17 protein-coding genes are annotated in these 24784 nt (G+C 70.6%); 12 read left to right on the top strand and 5 right to left on the bottom strand.

Going from position 1 to position 24784, the window contains the following annotated elements:
• Window positions 1–105: 105 nt before the first annotated feature.
• Window positions 106–3342 carry a diguanylate cyclase gene (locus tag IEY70_RS14070; RefSeq protein WP_189065658.1) on the top strand — a complete coding sequence of 1079 codons (3237 nt, stop codon included), beginning with the start codon at window positions 106–108 and terminating at the stop codon, window positions 3340–3342.
• A gap of 34 nt (window positions 3343–3376) precedes the next feature.
• Here IEY70_RS14070 and cydB read toward each other — a convergent pair whose 3' ends face one another.
• The 5 genes from cydB to IEY70_RS14045 form a co-directional block, all read right to left on the bottom strand.
• Complete coding sequence (gene cydB / locus IEY70_RS14065) at window positions 3377–4516, bottom strand: cytochrome d ubiquinol oxidase subunit II (protein ID WP_189065657.1); 1140 nt, start codon at window positions 4514–4516, stop codon at window positions 3377–3379.
• A complete protein-coding gene (locus tag IEY70_RS14060; RefSeq protein ID WP_189065656.1) occupies window positions 4517–5926 on the bottom strand; it encodes a cytochrome ubiquinol oxidase subunit I in 1410 nt (469 codons plus the stop codon).
• Window positions 5923–7653 (bottom strand): thiol reductant ABC exporter subunit CydC, encoded by a 1731-nt coding sequence (gene cydC / locus IEY70_RS14055; protein ID WP_189065655.1) that lies wholly within the window; start codon window positions 7651–7653, stop codon window positions 5923–5925. The genes IEY70_RS14060 and cydC overlap by 4 nt, the downstream gene beginning before the upstream one ends.
• Window positions 7650–9365 carry a thiol reductant ABC exporter subunit CydD gene (gene cydD, locus IEY70_RS14050; RefSeq protein ID WP_189065654.1) on the bottom strand — a complete coding sequence of 572 codons (1716 nt, stop codon included), beginning with the start codon at window positions 9363–9365 and terminating at the stop codon, window positions 7650–7652. Before cydD ends, cydC begins: the two co-directional genes overlap by 4 nt.
• Window positions 9366–9461: 96 nt before the next feature.
• Entirely contained in the window at window positions 9462–11906 is a 2445-nt protein-coding gene (locus IEY70_RS14045) for a putative bifunctional diguanylate cyclase/phosphodiesterase (protein ID WP_189065653.1), read from the bottom strand.
• A 547-nt stretch (window positions 11907–12453) separates the two neighbouring features.
• On the opposite strand from IEY70_RS14045, the gene IEY70_RS14040 reads away from it, so the two are divergent.
• The 11 genes from IEY70_RS14040 to IEY70_RS13990 all read left to right on the top strand — a co-directional run bounded on the left by IEY70_RS14040 (window position 12454) and on the right by IEY70_RS13990 (window position 24758).
• The gene (locus IEY70_RS14040) at window positions 12454–13917 is read left to right on the top strand and encodes an NAD(P)-dependent oxidoreductase (RefSeq protein WP_229777940.1); all 1464 of its coding nucleotides are present in this window, start codon (window positions 12454–12456) and stop codon (window positions 13915–13917) included.
• Window positions 13910–15289 carry an NAD-dependent dihydropyrimidine dehydrogenase subunit PreA gene (preA, locus tag IEY70_RS14035; protein ID WP_189065652.1) on the top strand — a complete coding sequence of 460 codons (1380 nt, stop codon included), beginning with the start codon at window positions 13910–13912 and terminating at the stop codon, window positions 15287–15289. Before IEY70_RS14040 ends, preA begins: the two co-directional genes overlap by 8 nt.
• Window positions 15290–15291: 2 nt before the next feature.
• The gene (locus tag IEY70_RS14030; RefSeq protein ID WP_189065651.1) at window positions 15292–15615 is read left to right on the top strand and encodes a hypothetical protein; all 324 of its coding nucleotides are present in this window, start codon (window positions 15292–15294) and stop codon (window positions 15613–15615) included.
• Between the two features lie 23 nt (window positions 15616–15638).
• On the top strand, window positions 15639–17003 hold the full coding sequence (hydA, locus tag IEY70_RS14025) for a dihydropyrimidinase (RefSeq protein ID WP_189065650.1): 1365 nt from the start codon (window positions 15639–15641) through the stop codon (window positions 17001–17003).
• Between the two features lie 64 nt (window positions 17004–17067).
• Complete coding sequence (locus IEY70_RS14020; RefSeq protein ID WP_229777939.1) at window positions 17068–17895, top strand: ABC transporter ATP-binding protein; 828 nt, start codon at window positions 17068–17070, stop codon at window positions 17893–17895.
• Window positions 17896–17983: 88 nt separating this feature from the next.
• Window positions 17984–18856 carry an ABC transporter permease gene (locus tag IEY70_RS14015; protein ID WP_229777938.1) on the top strand — a complete coding sequence of 291 codons (873 nt, stop codon included), beginning with the start codon at window positions 17984–17986 and terminating at the stop codon, window positions 18854–18856.
• Window positions 18853–19815 carry an ABC transporter permease gene (locus tag IEY70_RS14010; RefSeq protein ID WP_189065649.1) on the top strand — a complete coding sequence of 321 codons (963 nt, stop codon included), beginning with the start codon at window positions 18853–18855 and terminating at the stop codon, window positions 19813–19815. The genes IEY70_RS14015 and IEY70_RS14010 overlap by 4 nt, the downstream gene beginning before the upstream one ends.
• 47 nt (window positions 19816–19862) lie before the next feature.
• Complete coding sequence (locus tag IEY70_RS14005; RefSeq protein ID WP_189065648.1) at window positions 19863–20924, top strand: ABC transporter substrate-binding protein; 1062 nt, start codon at window positions 19863–19865, stop codon at window positions 20922–20924.
• A gap of 211 nt (window positions 20925–21135) precedes the next feature.
• Window positions 21136–22374, top strand: a complete 1239-nt coding sequence (locus IEY70_RS14000; protein WP_189065647.1) for a Zn-dependent hydrolase — start codon at window positions 21136–21138, stop codon at window positions 22372–22374.
• A gap of 125 nt (window positions 22375–22499) precedes the next feature.
• Entirely contained in the window at window positions 22500–23267 is a 768-nt protein-coding gene (locus IEY70_RS13995) for a PucR family transcriptional regulator (RefSeq protein ID WP_229777937.1), read from the top strand.
• Window positions 23268–23411: 144 nt separating this feature from the next.
• Window positions 23412–24758 carry an aminotransferase class III-fold pyridoxal phosphate-dependent enzyme gene (locus tag IEY70_RS13990; RefSeq protein WP_189065646.1) on the top strand — a complete coding sequence of 449 codons (1347 nt, stop codon included), beginning with the start codon at window positions 23412–23414 and terminating at the stop codon, window positions 24756–24758.
• Window positions 24759–24784 lie beyond the last annotated feature (26 nt).

Genomic DNA, 24784 nt, shown 5'->3' with positions numbered 1-24784 from the left:
GTGACGAGCAAGGGCGGCGGGCGCGTCCGGTCTGCCCGGCAACGGGTGTGGCGGGTGTGGCGATCTGGTGTGGACGCAACCACTCTGACCGGTATGCTACTGAGCGTGACCCACACCCAGTCGTTGCGTGACGAGCTGACCAGTCTGCACCTGAGGGCCCAGTTTCAGCGGGACCTGAACATGCAAGTCGCGTCCGGCCGCTGCACGCTGCTGCTGTGCGACCTCGACCACCTCAAGACCCTGAACGACACCTTCGGGCACGCGGCGGGTGATGAGGCGCTGCGGGCCGTGGGATTGACCCTGCGCGCCTACCTGCCGCCCGACTGGGAAGCCTACCGACTGGGCGGCGACGAGTTCGCGGTCCTGAGTGGCGCGGGTGTGGACGCCATGGCGCGCTGGGCACTGGACCTGCTTGAGGCGCTGCGCAGCCGCCCGCGCAGCCTGCGGCTGAGCATGGGGCTGGCGGCGCTGGGCGAGCCGGGCGTGCAGACCTCGGGTAGTCTGCGTGACCGGGCCGACGCGCGGCTGTACAGCGCCAAGCGACTGGGCCGCGCGCAACTGGTTACCACCGACATCCAGCATCCCTTCGCGTTGCAGGATCACCGACTGCTGGACCGCGACAACGAACTGCAGACCGTGACCGCCTTCCTGCGCGGCGCCTTCGTGAAGGGCGGTCAGCTGCGGGTTCACGCGCGCACAGGCTGCGGCCTGACGCGCTTTCTGAACCACGCCGACGTGGTTGCCCGGCACCTGGGCTACCGCACCCTGAGCGTGACCGGATCGCCCGCCAGTGTGCAGCGCGAACTGGGCGCGTGGTCCACCGCCGCGCTGGACGGCTCGCCCACCGACGCCGCGCCGGCAGAACTGGCCGCCGCGCTGGCGCAGGACCGCGCGCGGCCGCTGCTGCTGATCCTGGACCGGCCGGAATACTTCGATCCGGCCACCAGCGAGCAGATGCGGTCCCTGCAGAGCTGCGCGCGCACCGTCATCACCGGTTTCAACGAGGACGCCGGAAACGTGCAGATCGCCGAGACCCTCACCCTGCCCCCACTGAACGCCGAGACACTGAAAGCCGTGGCGGCCAACCTCTCGCCCGAACCGCTGCCCGAGGGTGTGCTGGCGTGGCTGGCCCAGCAGTCCCAGGGCTGCCCGCGCGACCTGCAACGCTGGCTAGAGGCGCTGCTGCTGGAGGCGCGGTTGCGGCTGCTCGGCCCGGCAGAACTGCTGGCGCAGGAGGACGGCCCGCGCTCGGTGGCGGCGCTGCTGCCCCGGCCGTACCTGCCCAGCCTGCCTCCCATGATCGGGCGGCAGCAGACCATGCGTGAGGCTGAACGTGCGCTGCACTCCTGGCCGATCCTCACGCTGACCGGGCCGCCCGGACGGGGCCGTACCCGGCTGGCCCGGCAACTGCTGATGGAGTTGCAGGGACACCTCGCGGGTGGCGTGACCACCCTGTCCCTGCAGGGCGCGCACAGCCCGGAGGCGGCCATGGCCCGGCTGGGCGAGGCGCTGTCCGGTGAGGCCGCCCCCAGCGCCGACGAGCAGGTGGTGGGCCGCCTGCTGGCCCGCCGCCCCACCCTGCTGCTGATCGACGACGTGACCCCGGAACTGCTGGGCGCGCAACGACTGGCCCGCCTGAGCGCCATGGCCCCCCTGAGCCGCCTGATCCTGACCGCTGACGCCGCGCTGGACATCCCCCAGGAACGCTGCCTGCCCCTGCCACCACTGACCGACGGGCAGGTGCGGGCCGCGCTGGAACTCACCGCACAACACCCGGACGCGGCCCCCGGCCCGGAGGCCCCGCAGCTGGACGCCTCACCTCCAGAACTCCTCCCGCTGGACGCCCTGTGCGAGTGGGTGCAGGGCGAACCGGAGCAACTGGCGGTGGCGCAGTCCACGCTGCGCACGCTGGGCTGGCAGGCCGGATCGGCGTACCTGCTGCGGCAGTCGGCGCAGGCCGGGCACCGCTGGGCGCAGTTCGGGACATACGAACGCCGGGTCCTGACCGGACTGGCGGGGTGCGGCGCGCCGTTCAGCATGAATCTGGCCCGGCAGTTGACGGGCGCCTCGCCGTTCATGCTGCGCGCCCTGGTCGATCAGCATGTCCTGCTGCCCGCCGGAGCGGGCCTGTACGCCCTGAGCGCCGGGTTTCAGACCCACGCGCAGCGGGCGGTGCGCCGCGCTCCCGGCCGTCACCGTGAACTGACGGCCAGTGCCCTGTCGTACGCGGCCGCGCTGGCAGGCGACGCCCTGCCGGGCAGCGCAGCGTGGTTCGCGCAGCTGGACGGCACCTGGCCGGAACTGCGGCCCCTGCTGGGCGGTCTGCTGGGTTCCGGCCGGGCCGATCCGGCCGGACTGGCCCGGCTGCTGGTCACGGTCACGCCGTACCGCACGGCGCGCGGGCAACTGCACGACGCGCGCGACGAGCTCAGCCGCGTGCTGGAACTGTCGGTCGGGAGCGTACGGGCCGAGCTGCACGCGGCGCTGGCCGGCGTGCAGCAACACCTGGGCGCGCACGCCGAGGCCGAGTCGCACGCCGACCGGGCGCAGCGGCAGGCCCGCGCGGACGACCGGCCCGAGGTCGCGCTGCGGGCCGGACTGATCCGCGCCCGCATCCTGCACCGCCGCAGTCAGTACGTCCGCAGCCGTCAGATGTTCCAGCGGCTTCAGGCGCAGACTGCCGGGCACCCCCCCGAACTGCTGGTGCTGGCCCTGGACGGCGTGGCCCGCAGCAGCGTGTTCCTGGGTGACCTGGACACGGCCGCCGCGCACGCCGGGCAGGCCCGGACGCTGGCTGCGCCGCTGTCACTGCCGCTGCTGCTGGCCGACACGCTGAACACCTCGGCCCTGATCGCCTCCGAGGCGCGCGAACTGGACCGCGCCGAGACGCTGTTCACGCAGGCGCTGCACCTGCACGAGCAGGTCCGTCACCACAACGGCGTCACCCTGAACCTGACCGGACTCGCCTGGAACGCACTGCTGGCCGGCCAGTACGCCCGCTGCGCCGCCCTGAGCCGCCGGGTGCTGCGCCGCGCGGAGGATTCGGCGCAGCGCTGGGAGATCGGGAACGCCCTGCTGAACCTGGGGCACGCGCAACTGGCCGGGGACCTGCCGGGCGACCCGCAGGCCCTGTTCCGGCAGGCCCGCGAGATTGCCCGGCAGTGCGACGCGCCGTCCCTGGAGGCCGAGGCGATGGGAGGCGAGGCCGCCTACCTCGCCCGGCATGGTCAGCGGGCCGAGGCGCAGGTGCGGCTGCACGAGGCCCTGGCGCATCCGGGCATGAGCGCCGAGGCCCGCGCGTTCTTCGCGCCGCTCATCGTGGAACTCACCGCCACCGGCTGAGCGGCCCGGCGGGTGCTCCCGGCCCGGGCTGCGTTCAGGACTGCCGCGCGGCCGGTGGGCCGTCCGGGTCGCCGGGGCGTCCGGCGCTGGGATCACTGGCGCTGGGATCACCGGGAATGCCGTCCTGACCGCCGTGCTGGCCGTACACCAGTTCGCCCTCGTCGGCGGTGTCGTGCCCGGTCACGCGGTTACGGAACACCCAGAAGTTCCAGCCCTGGTACGCCAGGATCAGCGGCAGGAACACCCCGGCCGCCCAGCTCAGGGCGCGCAGCGTGTACGGTTCCGAGGCGCTGCCCTGCACGGTCAGGGTGAAGGCGGGATTCAGGGTGCTGGGCAGCACGGCCGGGAACAGGCTCACGAAGATGGTGGCGGTCGAGAACACGATGGTCAGGCCGGTCGCCAGGAACGCCAGGGTGTCGCGCCGCAGGGTCAGCGCCAGCCACACCAGCGCGAGGTTCAGGGCCGCGCCTGCCGGGAACAGCCACGCGGACAGACCCAGCGCATTGAAGCGGCCCTCCTGCACGAACCCGATCAGCACGAACGCCAGGACCAGCACGGTCGCCAGTCCGCCGAAGCTCAGGGCGGCGGCGCGCGCGCGGGCGTGCAGGTCCGTGTCGGCCTTCAGGCGCAGCAGCAGGAACGTCGCGCCGTGCAGCACGAACAGGCTCAGGGTGGCCAGGCCGCCCAGCAGCGTGAACAGACTGAACGCGGCGCTCAGGCCACCCTGAAAGCGCGCCTCACTGTCGATGGGCAGGCCGCGCACCATGTTCGCCATGATCATGCCCCACAGGAAGGCGGGCAGCAGGTTGCAGACGAAGGCCGTCACGTCCCAGAACTGCCGCCAGCGGACGTTGTCCACCTCGGCGCGGTACTCGAAGGCCACGCCCCGGCCGATCAGGGCCAGCAGGATCAGGGTGAACAGCGGGTACAGGGCGGTCATCAGGGTGCCGTACCACAGCGGGAACGCCGCGAAGATCGCCCCGGCCCCCAGGATGATCCAGACCTCGTTCGCCGCCCAGAACGGGCCGACGGTGCCGAGCACGGCGCGGCGTTCCCGCTCGTTGCGGGCAATGAAGGGTTGCAGCAGTCCGGCGCCGAAATCGAAGCCGTCTAGGAAGAAGTAGATGACGAACGTCAGGCCGATCAGCGCGAACCAGATGGCAGCGAGGTCCATTTACTGTCCTCCGGGCAGGTAGGTGGGTGACGGCAGGGACGGGGACTCGACGTCCGGCGTGTGAATGCCGCTGCGGGCGGTGCGGGTCAGCAGGAACAGGTCCAGGCCGATCAGGGTCAGGTACACGATCCAGAAGGCCGCCAGCGACAGCAGCACCCACAGCGGGTTGAGGCTGCTGACGGCGTCGGTGGTGCGCAGCAGGCCCTGCACGATCCACGGCTGGCGGCCCATCTCGGTGGCGATCCACCCGCTGAAGTTCGCGAGGTGCGGCGCGAGCGGCATGACCAGCAGCAGCGGGTACAGCCGCCCCGGATCGGCCAGTTTCCCGGTCCGCCAGCGCCACGCGTAGTACAGGCTGACCAGCAGCATCACGCCGCCCAGGCCCACCATCACCCGGAACGCCCAGTAGACCGGCCAGACGCTCGGAATGTAATTGCCGGGGCCGTACTGCGCCTCGTACTGGCGTTGCAGGTCGTTGATGCCCTGCGCCTTGCCGCTCAGGTTGTTGAAGGCCAGCAGCGACCCCACGTACGGCACGGTCACCTCGAAGCGGTTCTCGCGCTGCGCGTTGCTGGGCAGCGCGATCAGGCTCTCGGGCATGCTGCCGCCCTCTGGGGTGTCCCACAGGGCGCTGAACGCCGCGTACTTCATGGGCTGGTCGCGCACGGCACTCTGGCCCTGCTCGTGCCCGGCGGCCACGACGCCGGCCGAACCGACGAGTGCCACGATCAGCGCCACCCGGAACGATACCGTGAACATCTGCGTCTGCCGCTGCCGGCGCAGGTGGTAGGCGCTGACGGCCAGCACGAAGAACGCGGCGACGGTCAGACTGCCGGTCCAGATGTGCGCGAACCACTCCAGGCCCTTGGGATTGGTCATGATCGCCCAGAAGTCGGTCATGACGGCCTTGCCGTCCTTGAGGGTGTACCCGACCGGATGCTGCATCCAGGCGTTCGCGATGATGATCCAGTACGCGCTGACGCTGGTGCCCAGCGCGACGATCCAGATGCTGGCCAGCGACGCCCACGCCGGAATGCGGTCCTTGCCGAACCACCACAGGCCCAGGAAGGTGCTTTCCAGGAAGAAGGCCATCAGGACCTCCAGCGCCAGCGGCACGCCGAAGATGTTCCCCACGAACGTGGAGAAGCCCTGCCAGTTCATGCCGAACTGGAACTCCTGCACGATGCCCGTCACGACACCCACCGCGAAATTGATGAAGAACAGGTGCCCGAAGAAGCGCGTGAGGTTCTCCATGTTCGGATCGCGGGACCGGAACGCGATGGTCTGGAGGATGGCGATGATCAGCGCGAACCCGACCGTGAACGGCACGAAGAAGTAATGGAAGATGCTGGTCGTCGCGAACTGAAAGCGCGAGAGGTCCAGCGTGGACAGGCCCAGGATCTCGTTCATGGGTGGGGCTCCTTCACGGGGCGCGGCAGGGGAGAGGGCGTGAGGACAGCCGGGACGGCGGGCGGCGCGGGAGGCGAAGGCTGAGGCGGCGGTTCAGGTGGGGGCCGCACCGGAATGCCGGGCAGGTGCAGCCCCGGCTCCTCGCCGTGGAAGGTCAGCTGGCCCTGCCAGAGCCCGGCGACCCGGTCGGTCAGGGCCAGCGGCACGGGCCGGTGCGTGATGAGCAGCAGCGTCCGGCCGCGGCGTTCCCGCCGGATGACCTGCACCACCTGCGCCTCGGTGTCCGGGTCGAGGTGCGCGGTGGGTTCATCCAGGATCAGCAGCGGGGCGCGCCTCAGCAGCGTGCGCGCCAGGGCCACGCGGGCCCGTTCGCCGCCGCTGAGGCGCGCCCCGCCGTCACCCACCCAGGCGTCCAGCGGCAGGTGATCCAGGCCCAGGTCGTCCAGCAGCGCGCGCAGCCGCGCGTCCGGCGCGTGGTGGTCGCCCAGCAGCAGGTTCTCGCGCACGGTGCCGTCCAGCAGCGGGGCGTCCTGTTCCAGCACCGCCAGCCGGGACCGCCACTCGCTCACCCGCAGGTCGGGCAGCGGCACCCCGCCGACCAGCACCTGCCCTTCCTGCGGGTCCAGGTCGCGGCTCAGCAGGCGTGCCAGGGTGGTCTTGCCGCCGCCGCTCTCGCCGGTCAGGCCCAGCGCCGACCCGGCCGGAACGTGCAGGTTCACGCCGCGCAGCACGGTCCGTCCGGCGCGGCGCACCGTGACGTTCCGCAGGTGCAGGTCGGGTCCGCCCGGCCCCTGCGGGGTGGGCAGGGGGCGCGGCGCGGCCGGGTCCTGCACGGCGGGCGAGGTGGCGCGCAACTGCGCGGCCCGGCGCAGCGCCTCGCGGGCGGCGGCGCGGGTGCCGGGCATGGCGGCCAGCGGCCCGCTCAGCTCGGCGGCGGCCAGGACGGCCAGCGCGGCGGCCGCCAGCAGCGGTCCCGGCAGCTCGCCCTGCCCGACCAGGTGCGCGCCGCGCCACAGGACCCCGGCGACGGCCACGCCGCCCAGCACCTCGCGCAGCAGGGTCAGGCGCGCGCCCAGGGCGGCGGTGCGTTCCGACAGGTGCGTCAGCTCGTGCGCCTGCCGGGTCAGGCGAGGCTGGACGCTGCGGGCCGCGCCGTCCGCCGAGGCGCTGAGCGTGTCCAGCAGCGTGGTCGCGTGCTCGCGGGTCAGGGTCTGCTCCTGCCGGACCAGCCGCGCCAGCGCCGGACCGGTCGCCACGACGGCCAGCGCGCCCAGCAGCAGCGGTACCGTGCCCAGCGCGGCCAGCAGCGGGTCCAGGCTGCCCAGCCAGATCAGCAGGGCCAGCAGCGCGCCCGCGAAGGCCCACAGCGGCAGCGTGACCCGCAGCGCCAGGAACTGCCGGGCGTCCACGTCCGCTCCGGCGCGGGCCAGCACGTCCCCGCTGCGTTCGAGGCTCAGGGCGTCCCGGCCCAGCGCCGCCACGCCCGCGTACACCTCGCCGCGCGCCCGCTGCGAGCCGCGCAGCGCCGCGTCGTGCCCGCGCAGGCGTTCGGCGTACCGCGTCCCGGCGCGGGCCAGCCCGGCCGCCCGGACGGCCGTGACCAGCAGCCCCAGGCTCAGGAACACCTCCGGACGCAGCGCCGCCCGTGAGATCAGCAGCCCACTGAACGCCGCGAGGGCCAGTCCGGCCAGCGCGGTCAGGACGGCCAGCAGCGCCGCGAACCTCACGCGGGCACGCCCTGCGCGGCCAGCGGGGAGGGCGTGCCCGCAGGGGTGTCCAGGGTCAGGACCGGCCAGCCGGGCGGGGGAGGCCGGTGCGTGGCCAGCAGCACCGTGCGCCCCCGCAACCCGGCGCGGATGGCCCGCAGGACCTCCTGCTCGCTGCGCGGATCGAGGTGCGCGGTGACCTCGTCGAGCAGGACCACGCGCGCCCCGGACACCAGCACCCGCGCCAGCGCCAGCCGCGCCAACTCCCCGCCGGACAGCGAGGTGCCGCCCTCGCCCAGCGGCGTGTCCCAGCCCAGCGGCAGGCTGCCCAGCAGGCCGTCCAGTCCCACGGCCCGCGCGGCGGCGTGCAGGGCCGCGTCGTCCGCGTCTGGCTGCCACAGGCGCAGGTTCTCGCGGACCGTTCCGGCAATCAGGCGCGGGTGCTGCGGCACGAACGCCGTGACCTGCTGCCACCCGCGGGCGCTCAGGTCATCCAGGGGCGTGCCCTGCACCTCGATCAGCCCGCCGTGCGGAACGTGCTTGCGCAGCGCGTGCAGCAGCGTGGTCTTGCCGCTGCCGCTCGGGCCGCGCAGCGCGGCGTGCGTGCCGGGCGTCAGGACCGCGCTGAGCGTGCCGCGCGTGGGCGCCCCGCCGCCCAGGTCCGCGAACGCGCCGCGCAGCGTCAGCGTGGGCGTCCCACTGACCCGCGCGGTCCCGGCCGGTGTGACCGGGCCGCCGAGCAACTCGCCCAGTTGCCGGGCCAGCGGTTCGGCGTCCATGGCGGCGTGACGGTCCGCGCCCGCCTGCCGCAGCGGCCCGAAGAACTCGGGCACCAGCATCAGCGCCGCCAGCAGCGGGGCCAGCTGCCCCGTACCATCGAACAGGCGCACCCCGACCCACACGGCCACCAGCGCCGTCGACAGGGTCGCGGCGAACTCCATCACGAAGCCGCTCAGGAACGCCACGCGCAGCACCGCCAGGGTCGCCTCGCGGTGCTGCGCCGCCGAGCGGTCCAGCACGTCCCGGTACGCGCCGACCGCGCCGAACAGATGCAGGGTCGGCAGGGAGCGGGTCAGGTTCAGCAGGCGGCCCGTCAGGCGCGTGTGAACCTCCCACTGCCGCTGCGCCGCCGCGTGCGCCGCCCAGCCCACCAGCGCCAGGAACACCACGGTCAGCGGACCCGTGACCAGCAGCACGCCCGCCGTGGCCGGGTCCAGCCACGCCGTGACCAGCAGCGTTCCCAGCGCCGCCACGCCCGCATGCACGGCCCCCGGCAGGAACCGGGCGTAGTACGGGGTCAGGCGCGGCCCCAGGTCCGAATCCAGCGCCGACAGGGCCGCGCTGCCCCCGCCACCTGCGCCGTCAGGGCCGCCTGCCAGGGCAACCGGTCCCAGCGCCAACGCCCGGTCCGTCAGGCGCGCGCGCCACTCACCGACCATCCGGGCCGCCAGGCGGGCGCCCAGCCACTCGCGGCCCGCCACGGTCGCGGCGCGCACGCCCAGCAACGCCACGATCAGGGCCATGGTGGGCAGCGTGGCCGCCCCCGCGTCCGCCCGGAGGCCCGCCGGGTGCAGCGCGGGCAGCAGCGTTTCGCTGATCACGCGGGCGATCAGCACGAACGCCCACGCGGTCGCGGCGGTCCCGGCGACACTCAGCGCCGCGAAGGCCGGCAGGGCGGCGCGCACGGTCCGCCCGGCAGACAGGCGGCGCAGCGGACTGGGTGAGCGGTTCATCCTGTCTCCGAGCGTGCGCCGAGTGTCCACTCAACTCAAGGGCGCACGTCCCCCCCTCCACCCGAGCGTCGGCGCACCTGCGTCAGTGGCTCTGCGTCAGCGGATCCCGGGCAGACGGTCCGTCCGGGCGCGCAGATCCTTGAGCCACTGCCGGGTGCTGACCGGGCGACTGATCAGGAATCCCTGCACCTGATCGCAGTTCATCTCGCGCAGCAACTGCAGTTGCGCGGCCGTCTCGACGCCCTCGGCCACGACCGTCACGTTCAGTTGCCGCGCCAGGTTCACGACCGACGCGGTGATCAGCCGCTGCCGCGCGTCGTGCTCGATGCCCTGCACGAACGACCGGTCGATCTTGAGTTTGTCCACCGGCAGGTGTTGCAGCACCGCTAGCGACGAGTACCCGGTGCCGAAGTCGTCCAGCGCCACGCTCAGGCCCTGCGTCTGCAACGTTCCCAGCGCGGACGACACGCCCGGCAGGTCCTGGATCAGCGCCTGCTCGGTGACTTCCAGTTCCAGGTAGTGCGCGGCGTGCGGATGGTGCGCCAGGAACCGCCCGGCCCGTTCACGGAAGTCCTCGCCGTGCAGTTCGGCGGCGCTGAGGTTCACCGCCACCCGGAACGCGCGGCCCAGCGCGCCGCTGGTCGTGCGGGCCAGGCGGTAGGCGCGGAGCAGCATCAGCCGCGTCAGGGCGGGCATCAGGTTCAGGTCCAGTGCCAGCGGAATGAACTCGGAGGGAGAGACAGGCCCGCGTTCCTCGTCGGTCCAGCGGGCCAGGGCCTCGGCGCTGCGCAGTTCGCCGCTGCGCAGGTCCACGACCGGCTGGTAGTGCACGGACAGTCGGCCCAGTTCGAGGTCGCGCCGCAACCGCTGGCCCAGCCGCAACTGCTCGGTGTGCCGCCGCGCGCGTGACTGGTCGATGATCACGGCGCGGTTCAGGCCGCTCTGCGCGGCGCTGCGGGCGGCGGCCTCCGCGTCGGCGAGCGCCTGGGCGGGGGGCGCGTCGTCGCTCCAGAGGCGCTCTCCGGCGGACAGGTGCGGGTGCAGGCGCGTGAACGTCAGTTCCAGCGGCACGGTCAGGTCGCGCAGCAGCGTCCGCGTGACCGGGGGACTGGCCGGGCCGGGTGCCTCCTGCACGAAGGCCAGGGTATTCGCGCTGACCCGGCCCAGCAGCGCGCCGGGCGGCAGGAGCGTCACCAGCCGCTCCGACAGGGCCCGCAGGTACCGGTCGAACGCGGCGTCGCCGTACAGCGAGCGGACGTGCCCGCCGTCCATCAGGCGCAGGACCGTCATGGACCGCCCCGCCGAGGGTTCGGCGTGCCCGGCCAGGACCGTGAACTGCGTCCGGTTGGGCAGGCCCGTGACTGCGTCGTGCAGCGCGTGGTAGTCCAGCTGGAATTGCAGTTCGCGCGTGCCGGTCACGTCGGTCATGGTGAGCAGCGCGGCCGGGTGTCCGTCCAGGCCGGTCACGCCACGCTGCGCCACCTGAAGCCACACCGTTGCGGCTCCGTCCGGGCGGCGCAGGCCGATCAGGCCCAGCGTGACCGGGCCGGGCCGGACGGCGCGCAGCCCGTCTCGGATGGCGTTGCCGTTCAGGGGTTGTCCGGTCGCTGTCATCACCTCCCAGGGCAGGTTCCGGAAGTCCAGGGCGGGCAGGTCGGCGGGGATGCCCAGCAGTTCGGCGCCCCGGCCCGAGAGGGTCTGGATCCGGCCGTCGCCGGAGAGCATCAGGACGCCGTCGTTCAGGGATTCCACGATCAGGCGGTGCTGCGCCTCGCTGCGCTGCAACTGGCCCTGAAGGTCGTCCTGAACGGCTCTGCTGGCGCGGTTCAGTTGCCGGGCGAGTTCACCGCCCAGCCGCAGCAGTCGCCGCTGCGCCGGAGGCAGGGCCGCCAGGGCAGGCGCGTCGGTGAGGCCCAGTGCAGTGAGGTCCGGTGCAGTGAGGTCTGGCGCCATGAGGTCCGGCGCCATGGGGTCCGGCGCCGTGGCCTGGGACAGGGCGGGGGAGACTGGCGGGATGGTCGGCCCGGCGGTGTTGCGTGTCTCGGCGGTGCTGCGTGGCCCGGCGGCGTGGCTCCACCCGACGTACGCGCTGACCATCAGGGCGGCGGATCGCAGTTCGGGGTCGTGCAGGTCGGCAGGGGAGCCGAGCAGGTCGCTCAGGTCCAGCAGCAGGGCGTGCAGGGACGAGACGGGGTCGCCGGGCGTGCCGGTCGTGCGGCGGCGCACCATGCCCGCAAGGATGCGGGTCAGGCCCGCCGGGCCGAGCGGGGGGGCCGCCGTGGCGGGGACGTCCAGGTGCAGGTCGCCGCCGGGCAGGGACAGCGTCAGCCGCGCGTGGGGTTCCGGCGGGGCGTGTGGCCCGCCGGGGCCGGGATGAGGGCCGGGGTTGGGGCCGGGCGGGCAGAGTTCACGGGCGAAGTGGCGCAGGATGCCCGGCAGGGCGTCGTCCGGCGCGGCGTGCAGGTGTCCGTGCAGTCCGATCAGGTGGGTGATCAGCGGAACGGTTCCTGGTGCGGTGCGGCCGGGCATGGATGTCCGCATGATGACACCCTTCCGGCCTGACCGTGACGACCTGACGGCGGGCCGGGCGTGAGGTCCGGGCGGTCGTAACAGGCACATGTGCCGATGCCTGCGTAATGTCATCAAAAAACGGAACACATCGCAGATTGCGGTGGCTCTTGCGGGCGATATTCCGTTCAAAATTGCATATTGACCGAAGGGACTGGAGCGATATGCATGTTCCTGCGAGAGGGAGGCTGGGTGGCCGGATGGAGTTTTGGTCGGACAGCACGATCGTACACCGCCCCGCCGACCACCCGCCTGGATGAATAATTATTCACTCGGATATTCGATCCCACTGGTCGGATGGCGCCGAAAGAAAACAGGACAGAGTGTCAAAATCTCCACCAGAAGCGGTAAAAAACGCAGCGGTGCCAGGAGCGACCTGTCTGGACGGCATGGCATAAACATCCGCCGTCCGGTTGACTGTATGCATACTGGCGACCTACAATCATGATCATTCGGTTAAATCTGCTCCCGCGAGGGCCGAACCGACCCCGCCCCAACATCACGCGATGCGAGGTCAGTCATGGAATCAGTCCCCAGCTCCCCCCCGGCCGCCCACCCCACCCCACCGCAGGAACTCCTGCCCCCCATGACCGCGCATGAGGCCAGCGTCGAGGCGAACCGCTGCCTGTACTGCTACGACGCGCCGTGCCTGCAGGCCTGCCCCACCCACATCGACATTCCCACGTTCATCCGCAAGATCGCCACCGGGAACCTGCGCGGCTCGGCCCGCACCATCCTGGAAAGCAACTTCCTGGGCGGCACCTGCGCCCGCGTGTGCCCCGTGCAGGAACTCTGCGAGGGTGCCTGTGTGCTCGGCCCGGACCACACGCCCATCCAGATCGGCCGCCTGCAACGCCACGCGGTCGACCACGTGCAGGAACGTGGCATCCAGCTGTTCACGCCCGCCCCCGCCACCGGGCGCCGCGTCGCCGTGGTCGGCAGCGGCCCCGCCGGGATCAGCGCCAGCGCCGAACTCGCCAAGGCCGGGCATGAGGTCACGCTGTACGAGAAACGCGACCTGGGCGGCGGCCTGAGCACCTACGGCATCATCGTGCTGCGCGAACCGGTCGAGGTCGCGCTGCGCGAGGTGCAGGCCGCCCGCGACCTCGGCGTGAACGTCGTCACCGGACACGAACTGACCACCCGCGCGGGCCTCGACGACCTGCTGACCACCAACGACGCCGTGATCCTGGCGCTGGGCCTGGGCGCCGTGCCCGCCATCGGCATTCCCGGCGAGGACCACATCCTCGACGGGTTGCAGGTCATCGAGGCCAGCAAGATGGAGCAGCCCACCGGGGTCGGCACGCGCGCCGTCATCATCGGCGCGGGGAACACCGCCGTGGACGCCGCCACCATCGCCCGCCGCTCCGGCGCCGATACCCTGATGGTCTACCGCCGCACCGAACGCGAGATGACCGCCTACCACCACGAGTACCTCTTCGCGCTGAGCGAGGGCATCACCTTCAGCTTCCTGACCCAGCCCGTGGAGGTGCTGCACGAAGGCGGGCAGGTCACGGGCCTGCGCTGCGTCCGCATGGGCCTCGGCGCACCCGACGCCTCCGGCCGCGCCCGCCCCGAACCCATCCCCGGCAGCGACTTCGTGATCCCCTGCGACACCGTCATCAGCGCCATCGGGCAGGAGAAACCCGCGCTGGCCGCCGCGCTGGGCCTGGACCTGGACGGCGGGTACATCCGCGTGGACGACACCCTCCAGACCAGCCTCCCGCGCGTGTACGCCGCCGGGGACTGCGTCCGCGCCCGCGGGAACGCCAGCACCGTCATGGCCGTGCAGGACGGCAAGATCGCCGCCGCCAGCATCGAACGCGCCCTGGGCCGCACGCCGCACGTCACCCTGAAACCCACCCCGCCCGCCGAGGTCCGCGACCACCCGCTGTACATCGAGGCACACGGCCCCGTTCCCACCACCCCCAACCCGACCGCCACCCAGGCCCACGCGCCCGTCACGGAGGCCCACCATGGCTGACCTGAGCATCGACTTCGCGGGCATCCGCTCCCCCAACCCCTTCTGGCTCGCCTCGGCGCCCCCCACCAACAGCGGCGCGCAGATCCACCGCGCCTTCGAGTACGGCTGGGGCGGCGCCGTCTGGAAGACCATCGGCGCACCCGTCCTGAACATCAGCAACCGCTACGGCAGCCTCACGCTGGGCGGGCGGCGCATGCTCGCCATCAACAACGTCGAACTGATCAGCGACCGCCCCCTCGACGTCAACCTGCGCGAGATCGCCGAGATCAAACGCCTCTGGCCCGACCGGGCCGTCATCGTGTCCGCCATGGTCGACGCCGACCCGCAGGCCTGGAAGGACATCGTCATGATGATCGAGGACACCGGCGCCGACGGCATCGAACTCAACTACGGCTGCCCGCAGGGCATGAGCGAACGCGGCATGGGCGCCGCCGTCGGCCAGGTGCCCGAGATGTGCCAGCTGAACACCCACTGGGTCACCAGCGTCACCAAACTGCCCGTCATCGTGAAACTCACGCCGAACATCACCCACATCGTCGACCCCGCCCACGCGGCCCTCGCCGGAGGCGCGCACGCCCTGAGCCTCATCAACACCATCAACTCCGTCACCCGCGTCGACCTCGACACCCTCCTCGTCTCGCCCAGCATCGGCGGACGCGGCACGCACGGCGGCTACGCCGGACCCGCCGTGAAACCCATCGCGCTGAACATGCTGACCGAACTCATGACCGATGAAGGCGTGCTGCGCAGCGGCGTGCCCATCAGCGGCATGGGCGGCATCGCCACCTGGCGCGACGCCGCCGAATTCCTCCTCCTCGGCGCCACCTCCCTGCAGGTCTGCACCGCCGCCATGCAGCACGGCTACCGCATCATCGAGGACCTCACCGACGGCCTCAGCAACTGGATGGACGACCACGGCTTCAAGACCATCGCTGACGTGACCGGAAAGTCACTGCCGCAGATGAGCACCTTCGGCGGCCTCGACCTCTCCCACCAGTCCGTCGCGCGCATCGACCAGAACAAATGCATCGGCTGCGACCTCTGCTACGCCGCCTGCAACGACACCGCCCACCAGTGCATCGATCTCGTCAGCCCCGACGGCGTCACCGTCGACCCCGGCTACGACATGAGAACCAACGGACGGCAGGTCGCCGACACCCGCCCCCGCCCCGTCGTCCGCGAAAACGACTGCGTCGGCTGCGCCCTGTGCGCCAACGTCTGCCCCGTCGACGGCTGCATCACCATGGTCACCGTCCCCAGCGGCCGCCAGAGCATCACCTGGGACGAACTGACCGCCCAGCGCCCCGAAATCGCCCAGAGCTGGGCCGCCATGCAGGCCTACCGCGAAGAAGTCGGCATCGAGATCCACTGAGGATGGGGCTCGACGCTGAAGTCCTGGCTATCGGTGCATTCCGTCGAGACCTTGTCGAATTTCTGGAATATCCCGCTGATTTCTACAGGAACACTCGTGATGGAGCGACGGTCATCGTGACGGTCTTTCAGGCTGTGACTTCGGATCTCAGCTACGAACTCGCCTCATATTTCGGAATTGATCCCTGGGACTTCAACCGCCACGTACTTGATCCGGAGAAGGTCGATGTTGATCGACTCAGAGGCTCTGAATTCTCCGACAGGGTCGAGATATTCCTGGCACTCAAGGCGTCTGGATTTACCTTCTACTACCTGCCCAACGGTTGAGACGACCACCATTAGGAGGCTGCATGACCCTACTGATTCAACACGGCGAGATTGTCACGGACGGGAAGCGTTTCAGGGCGGATGTGCTGATCGAAGGGGAGACCATCGCCCAGATCGGCGAGAACCTCCCGGTGCCCGAGGGGGCGACCGTGATCGACGCGAGCGGGAAGTTCGTCTTCCCCGGCTTCATCGACCCGCACGTTCATATCCACCTGCCGTTCATGGGGACGTTCGCGAAGGACACGCACGCGACCGGGTCGCAGGCGGCATTGATCGGCGGGACGACGACGTTCATCGAGATGCTCGCCCCGGCCGGCAGTGAGGACCTGATGGACGGCTGGCGCACCTGGACGGGCATGGCGGAAGGGAACAGCGCCTGCGATTACACCTTCCACATCGGCGTGACCCGCTGGGACGACCGGACCGAGGCGACGCTACGCGAACTGGTGGGGCAGGGCATGCGGTCTTTCAAGGTGTTCCTGGCGTACCGGGGAGCGTTCGGGATCGACGACGCGGCGCTGTACCGGGTGTGCCGTCTGGCGGCGGAACTGGGCGTGGTCGTCACCGCGCACTGCGAGAACGCCGATCTGGTCGCGGAATTGCAGCAGAAACTGATCGCGGAGGGCAAGACCGGCCCCGAGTGGCACGAGCCCAGCCGTCCGGAGAGCGTGGAGGCGGAGGGCACCGCGCACTTCGCGACGTTCGTGGAGATGACGGGCGCGCACGGGTACGTGGTGCACCTCAGCAACGCCCGCGCGCTGGAGGCGGCGCTGGACGCCCGCTCGCGCGGCGTGAACCTGGACGTGGAGGTCGTGATTCCGCACCTGACGCTCGACAGGACGTACGCGGAGCGGCCCGGCGTGGAGGGCGCGAAGTACGTCATGTCGCCCCCCCTACGCGAGAAGGGCAACCAGCCGAAACTCTGGGCGGCACTGGAACGTGGGGACATCGCCACGGTCGCCACCGACCACTGCCCCTTCGACGTCGAGCAGAAACGCATGGGCGACGGGAACTTCACCCTCATCCCGAACGGCATTCCGGCCATCGAGGACCGCGTGAACGTCCTGTACACGCAGGGCGTCAGCCGGGGCAACCTGAGTGTCGAGCGTTTCGTGGACGCCGCCAGCACCCGCGCCGCGCAGATCTTCGGCCTGTACCCCCGCAAGGGCACCGTCAGCGTCGGCAGTGACGCTGACCTCGTGATCTACGACCCCGCTTACCGGGGCACCATCAGCGCCAGGAGCAGCCACATGAACAACGACTACAGCGGCTACGAGGGCTGGGAGATCGACGGGCGGCCCGAGGTCGTCACCGTGCGCGGTCAGGTGGCCGTGCAGGGCGGCGAGTTCGTGGGCGACCCGGCGCGCGGGCAACTGCTCAGGCGGTAAGTGGGAAGTCGGAAGTGGTGAGTGGGTTCAGGCCTGTGCCTGCCCGGAGTTTCAAGGAGGAGACGTGACGTACACCAGCCCCAGCCCGCAGGCCAGCCCGGCACAGACCAGTCCGCCCCCGAACGAGCCGCCCATCGTGTCCATCCGCGACCTGCAGAAGGTCTTCCCGGTGCCCGGCGGGGAGACGGTCGCGCTGAAGGACGCCAACCTCAGCATCCAGAAAGGGGAGTTCATCAGCCTGATCGGCCCGAGCGGCTGCGGGAAGACCACCCTGCTGCGCCTGATGGCCGACCTGGAACAACCGACCGGCGGGGAGCTGCTCATCGCGGGCCGCCCCGCCGACGAGGCCCGCCGGGAGCGGCAGTACGGGTACGTGTTCCAGGCGCCTGCCCTGATGGAATGGCGCACGGTGCTGAAGAACGTGTTGCTGCCACTGGAGGTCATGAACGTGCCCGGCGACCGGGTCGCACGTGCGCGCGAGATGCTGAAGCTGGTCGGCCTGGAGAAGTTCGAGCGGAACTACCCCTGGCAGCTGTCCGGCGGGATGCAGCAGCGCGTGAGCATCGCCCGCGCGCTGGCGTTCGACCCGCCGCTGCTGTTCATGGACGAGCCCTTCGGCGCGCTGGACGAGATCACCCGCGAGCACCTGAACCTCGAACTGCTGCGGCTGTGGCGCGAGACCGGCAAGACCGTCATCTTCGTGACGCACTCCATTCCGGAAGCGGTGTTCCTGAGTACGCGCGTGGTCGTCATGACCGCCCGCCCGGGCCGCATCGAGGGCATCGTGGACATTGACCTGCCGCACCCGCGCAGCGACGACACCCGCGAGGACCCCCGCTTCTTCACGCTCGCCACCGAGATCCGTGAACTGCTGAAGAAGGGGCACGCGTGAACGGGGGGAGTGGGGAGTGGGCAGTGGGGAGTGGGTCGGGGCTTGTTTCCACTCACCACTCACCACTGACCACTGACTGGGAGAGGTTGTGACGGTCGCCCGGCCCTCCCGCATGGCGGGAATTGGCCCGATGCTGATCGTCGCGCTGATCGCGGCGGCGCTGTACTGGCCGTTGATGCTTGCCGCGAACGTCGGCCCGGCCGGGCGGACGCTGGCGAGCGGCGCGGAACTGGACTGCACGACCGCGCTGGCCTGCGCCTCTCAGTTGCGCAACCCGGTGGTGCCCGCCCCGGCGCAGCTCGCGCAGGGCTTCGTGCGCCTGAGTACGCCGGTCACGTCGCCGCTGGCGCTGCCGTACAACGTGGGCGTCACCGCCGGGGAGACGCTGCTGGGCCTGCTGCTCGCCACCGTGACCGGGATCGGGCTGGCGCTGCTGCTCGTCGCCAGTCGCGCGTTCGAGCGGGCCACCCTGCCGTGGCTGGTCGCGTCGCAGACCGTGCCGGTCGTGGCGATCGCGCCGATGCTGGCGGTGCTGCTCGGTCAGTACGGCGTGCAGGGCTTCCTGCCCAAGGCGATCATCGCGGCGTACATCGCGTTCTTCCCGGTCGCGGTCGGCATGAGCCGCGGGCTGCGCAGCGCCGATCCGTTGCACCTGGACCTGATGCGCACGTACCACGCTTCTTCCGCGCAGACGTACCGGTTGCTGCGCTTCCCGGCCAGCCTCCCGCACCTGTTCACAGCGCTGAAGGTGGCGGTCACGTCCGCGCTGGTGGGCAGTATCGTCGCGGAGATCAGCACCATCTCGTTCTCCGGGCTGGGCAAGATGCTCGCCGAGAACTCACGCGCCAGTGACACGGTCGCCCTGTGGGTGATCATGGGGTACGGCGCGGTGCTGGGCGTGACGCTGGTCGCCCTGGTGAACGCGCTGGAGAGGTGGGTGACGCCATGGAGCAGACGATGACCCCCGCGCGTACCCTCGCCGCCCGGCCCGGCGGAACGCTGCTCACCGCCGCCGCGCTGCTGATCGGCGTGGGAGGCCTGCTGCTCGTTGCGCTGACCCTGCCCGCCCCCGGCGAGGGCACGCCCCCGAACGCGCGGGCGTGGCTGGCGGGCATCCTCGTCCTGCTGGCCGTGGGGGCCGTGGGCGTGCGCGGCGTGGCGCAGGGCGAGTCCCGCGCCGCCCGCACGCTGCCCGCCGCGTTCACGCTCATGCTGGCCGTGCTGGGCACCGAGGCGCTGCTGCGCGCCTACGCCGTCCCCGCCGGACTGATCCCCACGCCGGGCCGCGTCCTGAGTGCCCTGTGGACCGCCCGCACCGTCCTGCTGCAGGACACGTACACCACCTTCGTGCTGGAGGCGCTGCTGGGCTTCGTGGCGGGCACCGTCCTGGGGCTGGCTCTGGCGCTGCTGGTCGTGCGGTTCCGCTTTCTGGAACGCGGGCTGCTGCCGTACGCGGCGCTGTTCTCCTCGATTCCCATCGTGGCCCTCGCGCCGGTCATCGTGAAAGCCGTCGGCCTGGACTGGCCCAGCAAGACGGTCGTCGTGGCCGTCACCGTCCTGTTCCCCGTCGTGGTGGGCGCCGTGCGCGGCCTCCAGAGCGCCTCGCGGCTGCACCTCGACCTGATGCACACCTACGCCGCCACGCCCGCGCAGACCTTCCGGGACGTCCGCGTGCCCGGCGCGCTGCCGTTCGTGTTCGGCGCCCTGAAAGTCGCCAGCACCCTGGCCCTGATCTCCGCCATCGTCGCCGAGTTCTTCGGCACGAACGGGCACGGCCTGGGGTTCCGCATCCAGATCGAGGTGGGCCGCTTCGGGCTGGACATCGTCTGGGCCGCCATCGTGCTCGCCAGCATTGCCGGAATCGCCTTCTTCGCGCTCGTCAGCGCCGCCGAGACGCGGCTGCTGCCCCGCCGCTCCTGACCCCCCCCGTTTCACCCGAACGTGCTCCCCACTCCCCGGAGGTTCCCATGAAACGCAGCACCCTGATCCTGGCCGCCCTGCTCCTGACCACCGCCTCCAGCGCCTCCGCGCAGAAACTCGTGCCCGTCAAGGTGCAGCTCAAGTGGTTCCCGCAGGCGCAGTTCGCGGGCTTCTTCGTCGCGCAGGCCAAGGGCTACTACAAGGCCGAGGGGCTGGATGTGCAGTTCCTCCCCACCGGCGACCAGAGCCCCATCCAGACCGTCGCCACCGGCACCGCCGACTTCGGCACCACCTGGATCACCGACCTCCTGACCGCCCGGCAGCAGGGCATCCCGGTCGTGCACATCGCGCAGCTGTTCCAGAAGAGCGGCTACACCCTCGTCGCCCTGAAAAGCAGCGGCATCAAGACCCCCGCCGACTTCAAGGGTAAACGCGTGGGCGTGTGGCCCAGCGGCAACGAGTACCCCGCCGTGGCCCTCCTGAAGAAGTACGGCCTGACGACCAGCCTCGACAGCAGTGTCAGCAATCCCAGCGTGCAGGCCGTCACGTATCCCTTCGACCCCAGCATCGTCTTCCCCGACAAGGTCGACCTGGTGTCCGCCATGACCTACAACGAGGTCGACCAGATCGTCGGCCTGGGCTACCCCCTCGACAAACTCCAGATTTTCAACGCCAGCGACTACGGCATCAACCTCCTCGAGGACCTCATGTTCACCACCGAACGCACCCTGGCGAACAAAAACTTCAAGGGCAGCGGCATGAGCGGCGAGGACATCGCCGCGAAACTCGTGCGCGCCACACTGAAAGGCTGGAACTACGCCGTGAAGAACCAGAAGGAAGCCGTGCAGACCGTCCTCGTGAACTGCGGGAACACCTGCAAGGGCAGCGGCACCCGCTCCAGCGCCGCCAGCCACCAGACCTGGCAGATGACCGAGGTCGCCAAGCTGTACAACGCCGGCCCCACCCTGAAGGGCCGCGCCGGGTACCTCGACCCCGCCACGTACAAGGCCAACGTCACGCTCCTCAAGAACCTCGGCATCCTGAAAGCCGACCCCAGCCCCGCCGCCGTCACGTACAAAGTCTGGGAAAAAGCCACCGGGAAGAAGTAGATGGTTGATGGTTGAAAGTTGATAAGTCACTGCCGGGTGATGATGCAATCATCACCCCGAGCGGAGCGAGAAGGCAAGAGGAGCTCTGGGCAGAAGTGGAGCGGGTTCGGGCGCTTTTCCCGGACACGTGTAACGGAAGCCCAGAGCTCCTAGAGGGTGGTTTTCCTTTCACCATCGACTTTCAACCCTCAACCGTCTCCGAAGGAGACTCATGCTTGATCCACAACGAACCATTGATGAACTGAAGGCCCTGCGTGAATTGACGGGCGACGAGCACGGGGCGCAGCGGGTGGCGTTCACGGACACCTGGGTCGCCGCCCGCGCGTTCCTGAAAGAAAGGCTGGACGCGCTGCCCGTCACGCAGCACATGGACGCCGCCGGGAACTGGTGGGCGACCCTGCCCGGCGAGAGCGACCGCGCCCTGCTGATCGGCGGGCACCTCGACTCGGTCCCGAACGGCGGGTGGCTGGACGGGTGCCTGAACGTCCTGGCGGGCCTGGAAGTCCTGCGGCGCGTGAACGAACAGTACGCCGGGCGGCCGCCCGTCACGCTGAAACTCGTGGACTGGGCCGACGAGGAAGGCGCCCGCTTCGGCCGCAGCCTGTACGGGTCCAGTGCCGCCGGGGGCCAGCTCGACGTGACCGAGATGCGCCGACTGAAAGACCGCGACGGCGTGAGCCTCGAAGACGCCCTGAGCCGCGTCGGCATCACCCTCGCGGACGCCCCGGACGCCCGCGCGGAACTGCAAGGCGCCGCCGCGTACCTCGAACTGCACATCGAGCAGGGTCCCGTCCTCGAAGGAATGGACCTGCCCCTCGGCGCGGTCCTCGGTACGGTCGGCGTCGAACGGCACACGATCACGTTCCACGGGCAGGCCGCGCACAGCGGCAGCACGCCCATGAACGTCCGCAAGGACGCCTTCCTCGCCGCCGGACGCTTCGGGCAGGCCATCTACGACATCGCCGCGCGGCACGGAGGCGTGTGCACCATCGGCAGCGTGAAGACCCTGCCGGGCATCGTCACCAGCGTCGTCGAAACCTGCGAACTCACCCTCGACCAGCGTCACCTCGACGCGGACAAGCTGGCCGCCATGTGGCAGGACGCGCAGGACGCCGCCACGCAGTTCGCGCAGGAGGCCGGCTGCACCGTCACCTTCGGCTCCCTCTGGAATATCGAACCCATCCCCTTCCACCCCATGCTCATCGACGCCGCCGAGGCCAGCATCCTGACCGTCACGCCTGCCGCGCACCGCCTCCCCAGCGGGCCGCTCCACGACGCCGCCGAGGTCGCCCGCGCGGGCGTCCCCACCGTCATGCTGTTCGTGCAGTCCCTGCGCGGCATCAGCCACAACAGGATCGAGGACACCCGCGAAGGCCACATCGCCCTGAGCGTGCAGGCCCTGGATGAACTCACCACCCGCACCATGGACTGGATTGCGAAAGGCATCTGACGTGAGACTCGGGCGAGGCCAGATCAGACACAGCCGAGCGGTCGCCCCCTCACCCTTCCGGCGCTCCGCGCCTCCCTCCCTCTCCCACAAGGGGAGAGGGCAAGATGGCGCACACTGAAGTCACCATGACCCCTGTTCGACTGGAGGATCCGATGTTGCCGACGCTGGCGGAACTGTTGACGCTTCCGGCGTTCGCGGGCGCGGAGGTCGTGAGCGGGCACGCGCACCTGACGCAGCCCGTCACGTGGGTGCACGTGTCGGAGGTCGCGGACGCCGCGCGCTTCCTGACGGGCGGGGAGCTGCTCCTCTCGACCGGGTCACTGCTGGCCCGGATGAACGACGGCGAGCTGGAGGGCTTCGTGGCGTCGCTGGCGCAGCGGGGCGCGCACGGGCTGGCGCTGGAACTCGTGCAGGTGTTCCGCGACGTGCCGCCCGCGCTGCTGGGCGCGTCGCGCCTGCACGGGCTGCCGCTCATCGTGTTCCGTTCCGAGGTGAGTTTCGCGGCGCTGACCCGCGCGGCGCACGCCCGCATCCTGAACCACGGCGGCCCGGCGCTGGACCCGAGCCTCGCGCCGCTGCTCGACGCGCTGGCCGAGACGGGCCGCAGCGTGGCGTTCCTGCGCGCGCAGCTGGGGCCGCTGCTGAACCTGCCTGCCCGGCCCCGCTCGACGCTGCTGGGCACGCTGGACGCGCTGCTGACCACGAACTTCAACATGGCCGAGACGGCCCGGCGCCTCGGTGTGCGCCGCCAGACGGTGTACTACCGCCTGGAGCAGCTGCGCGCCATGCTGCCCGACCTGGACGAACCCCGGCGGCAGCTGGGCCTGCATCTGGCGCTGGAGCTGACGCGCAGCGAGGCGGGCGAGGCCCTCAGCGCCGCCGAACGGACGTAGGCCGTGCGACTGGACAGACTGTCTCTTGCCGCTCCAGCACGCAAAAAACTACACTTCGGGTAACATTCGGTTTCCGCTTTTCTTTCTGAAGTCTGCGCCCTGCACACTGCCGGGTTCACCCTGTCATTTTTGGAGGTTCCGCCCATGCCCGACCCGCATCCCGACACGCACGACATCATCCAGGCGAACCGCGATCACACCCTGTTCTCGTGGAGCGTGCAGACCCAGACGAACCCCATCCACATGACCGGCGGGAAGGGCAGCCACTTCTATGACGGGGACGGGAACGCGTGGCTGGACTTTTCCAGTCAGCTCATCAACATCAACGTCGGGCATCAGCACCCGGCGGTGCTGGACGCCATCAAGGCGCAGGTGGACACCATGTGCTTCGCCGGGCCGAGCTTCGCCACGGACGTCCGCGCGCAGCTGGGGCAGAAACTGCGCGAGGTGACGGGCCTGGGCAAGAGCTTCTTCACGCTGGGCGGCAGCGAGGCGAACGAGAACGCCATGAAGATCGCCCGCCTGTACACCGGCCGGGACAAGATCATCACCCGCTACCGCAGCTACCACGGGGCGACGATGGGCAGCATGACCGCCAGCGGCGACCCCCGGCGCTGGCCGGTCGAGCCCGGCGTGCCCGGCATCGTGCGGGCCTTCGACCCGTACTGTTACCGCTGCCCGTTCGGGAAGACGCCGGACAGTTGCGGGCGCGAGTGCGTGAGCCACATCGAGGAGATCATCCAGATGGAAGGGCCGCACACCATCGCCGCGATCATGGTCGAGGGCATCACGGGCAGCAACGGCCTGCTCGTCCCGCCCGACGACTACTACCCCAAACTGCGCGCCCTGTGTGACAAGTACGGCATCCTCCTGATCGACGACGAGGTCATGAGCGGCTTCGGCCGCACCGGCACGTGGCTCGCCACGCAGCACTACGGCATCAAGCCCGACATCGTCACCTGCGCCAAGGGCCTGACCAGCGGGTACATGCCGCTGGGCGCGGTGGTCGTCAGCGACGCCATTGCCGAGTACTTCGAGACGCACTTCCTGGCGGGCGGCCTGACGTACAGCGGCCACCCCGTCTCGCTGGCCGCCGCCGTCGCCAACCTGAAGGTCTATGAGGACGAGGGCCTCTTCGAGCACACCCGTGAACTCGGCGAGTACCTCGGCCAGCGCCTGGAAGGCATGAAGGCGAAGTACGCCTGCGTGGGCGACGTGCGCTACAAGGGCCTGTTCAGCGTCTTGGAACTCGTGCGGGACAAGGCCACCAAGGAGCCGCTGGCCCCGTTCAACGGCACCTCGCCCGAGATGGGCCGCCTCGCCGCGCACCTGAAAAGCAAACACGTGTACGCGTACAGCCGCTTCAACTTCCTGTGGGTCTGCCCGCCCCTCGTCGTCACCCGCGAGGAACTCGACGAGGGCCTCGCCGCCTACGAGGAAGCCCTCGCCCTGGTCGATCAGATGATCGGCTCACCCGTCGCCGCCGACTGACGCTCTCCCTCCCCGCCTTGCCCTCC

This window comes from Deinococcus seoulensis, assembly GCF_014648115.1.
Taxonomy (GTDB): Bacteria; Deinococcota; Deinococci; order Deinococcales; family Deinococcaceae; genus Deinococcus; species Deinococcus seoulensis.
The sequence above is the reverse complement of the archived record's forward strand: the minus strand, read 5'-3'. Positions and strand labels throughout refer to the sequence as shown.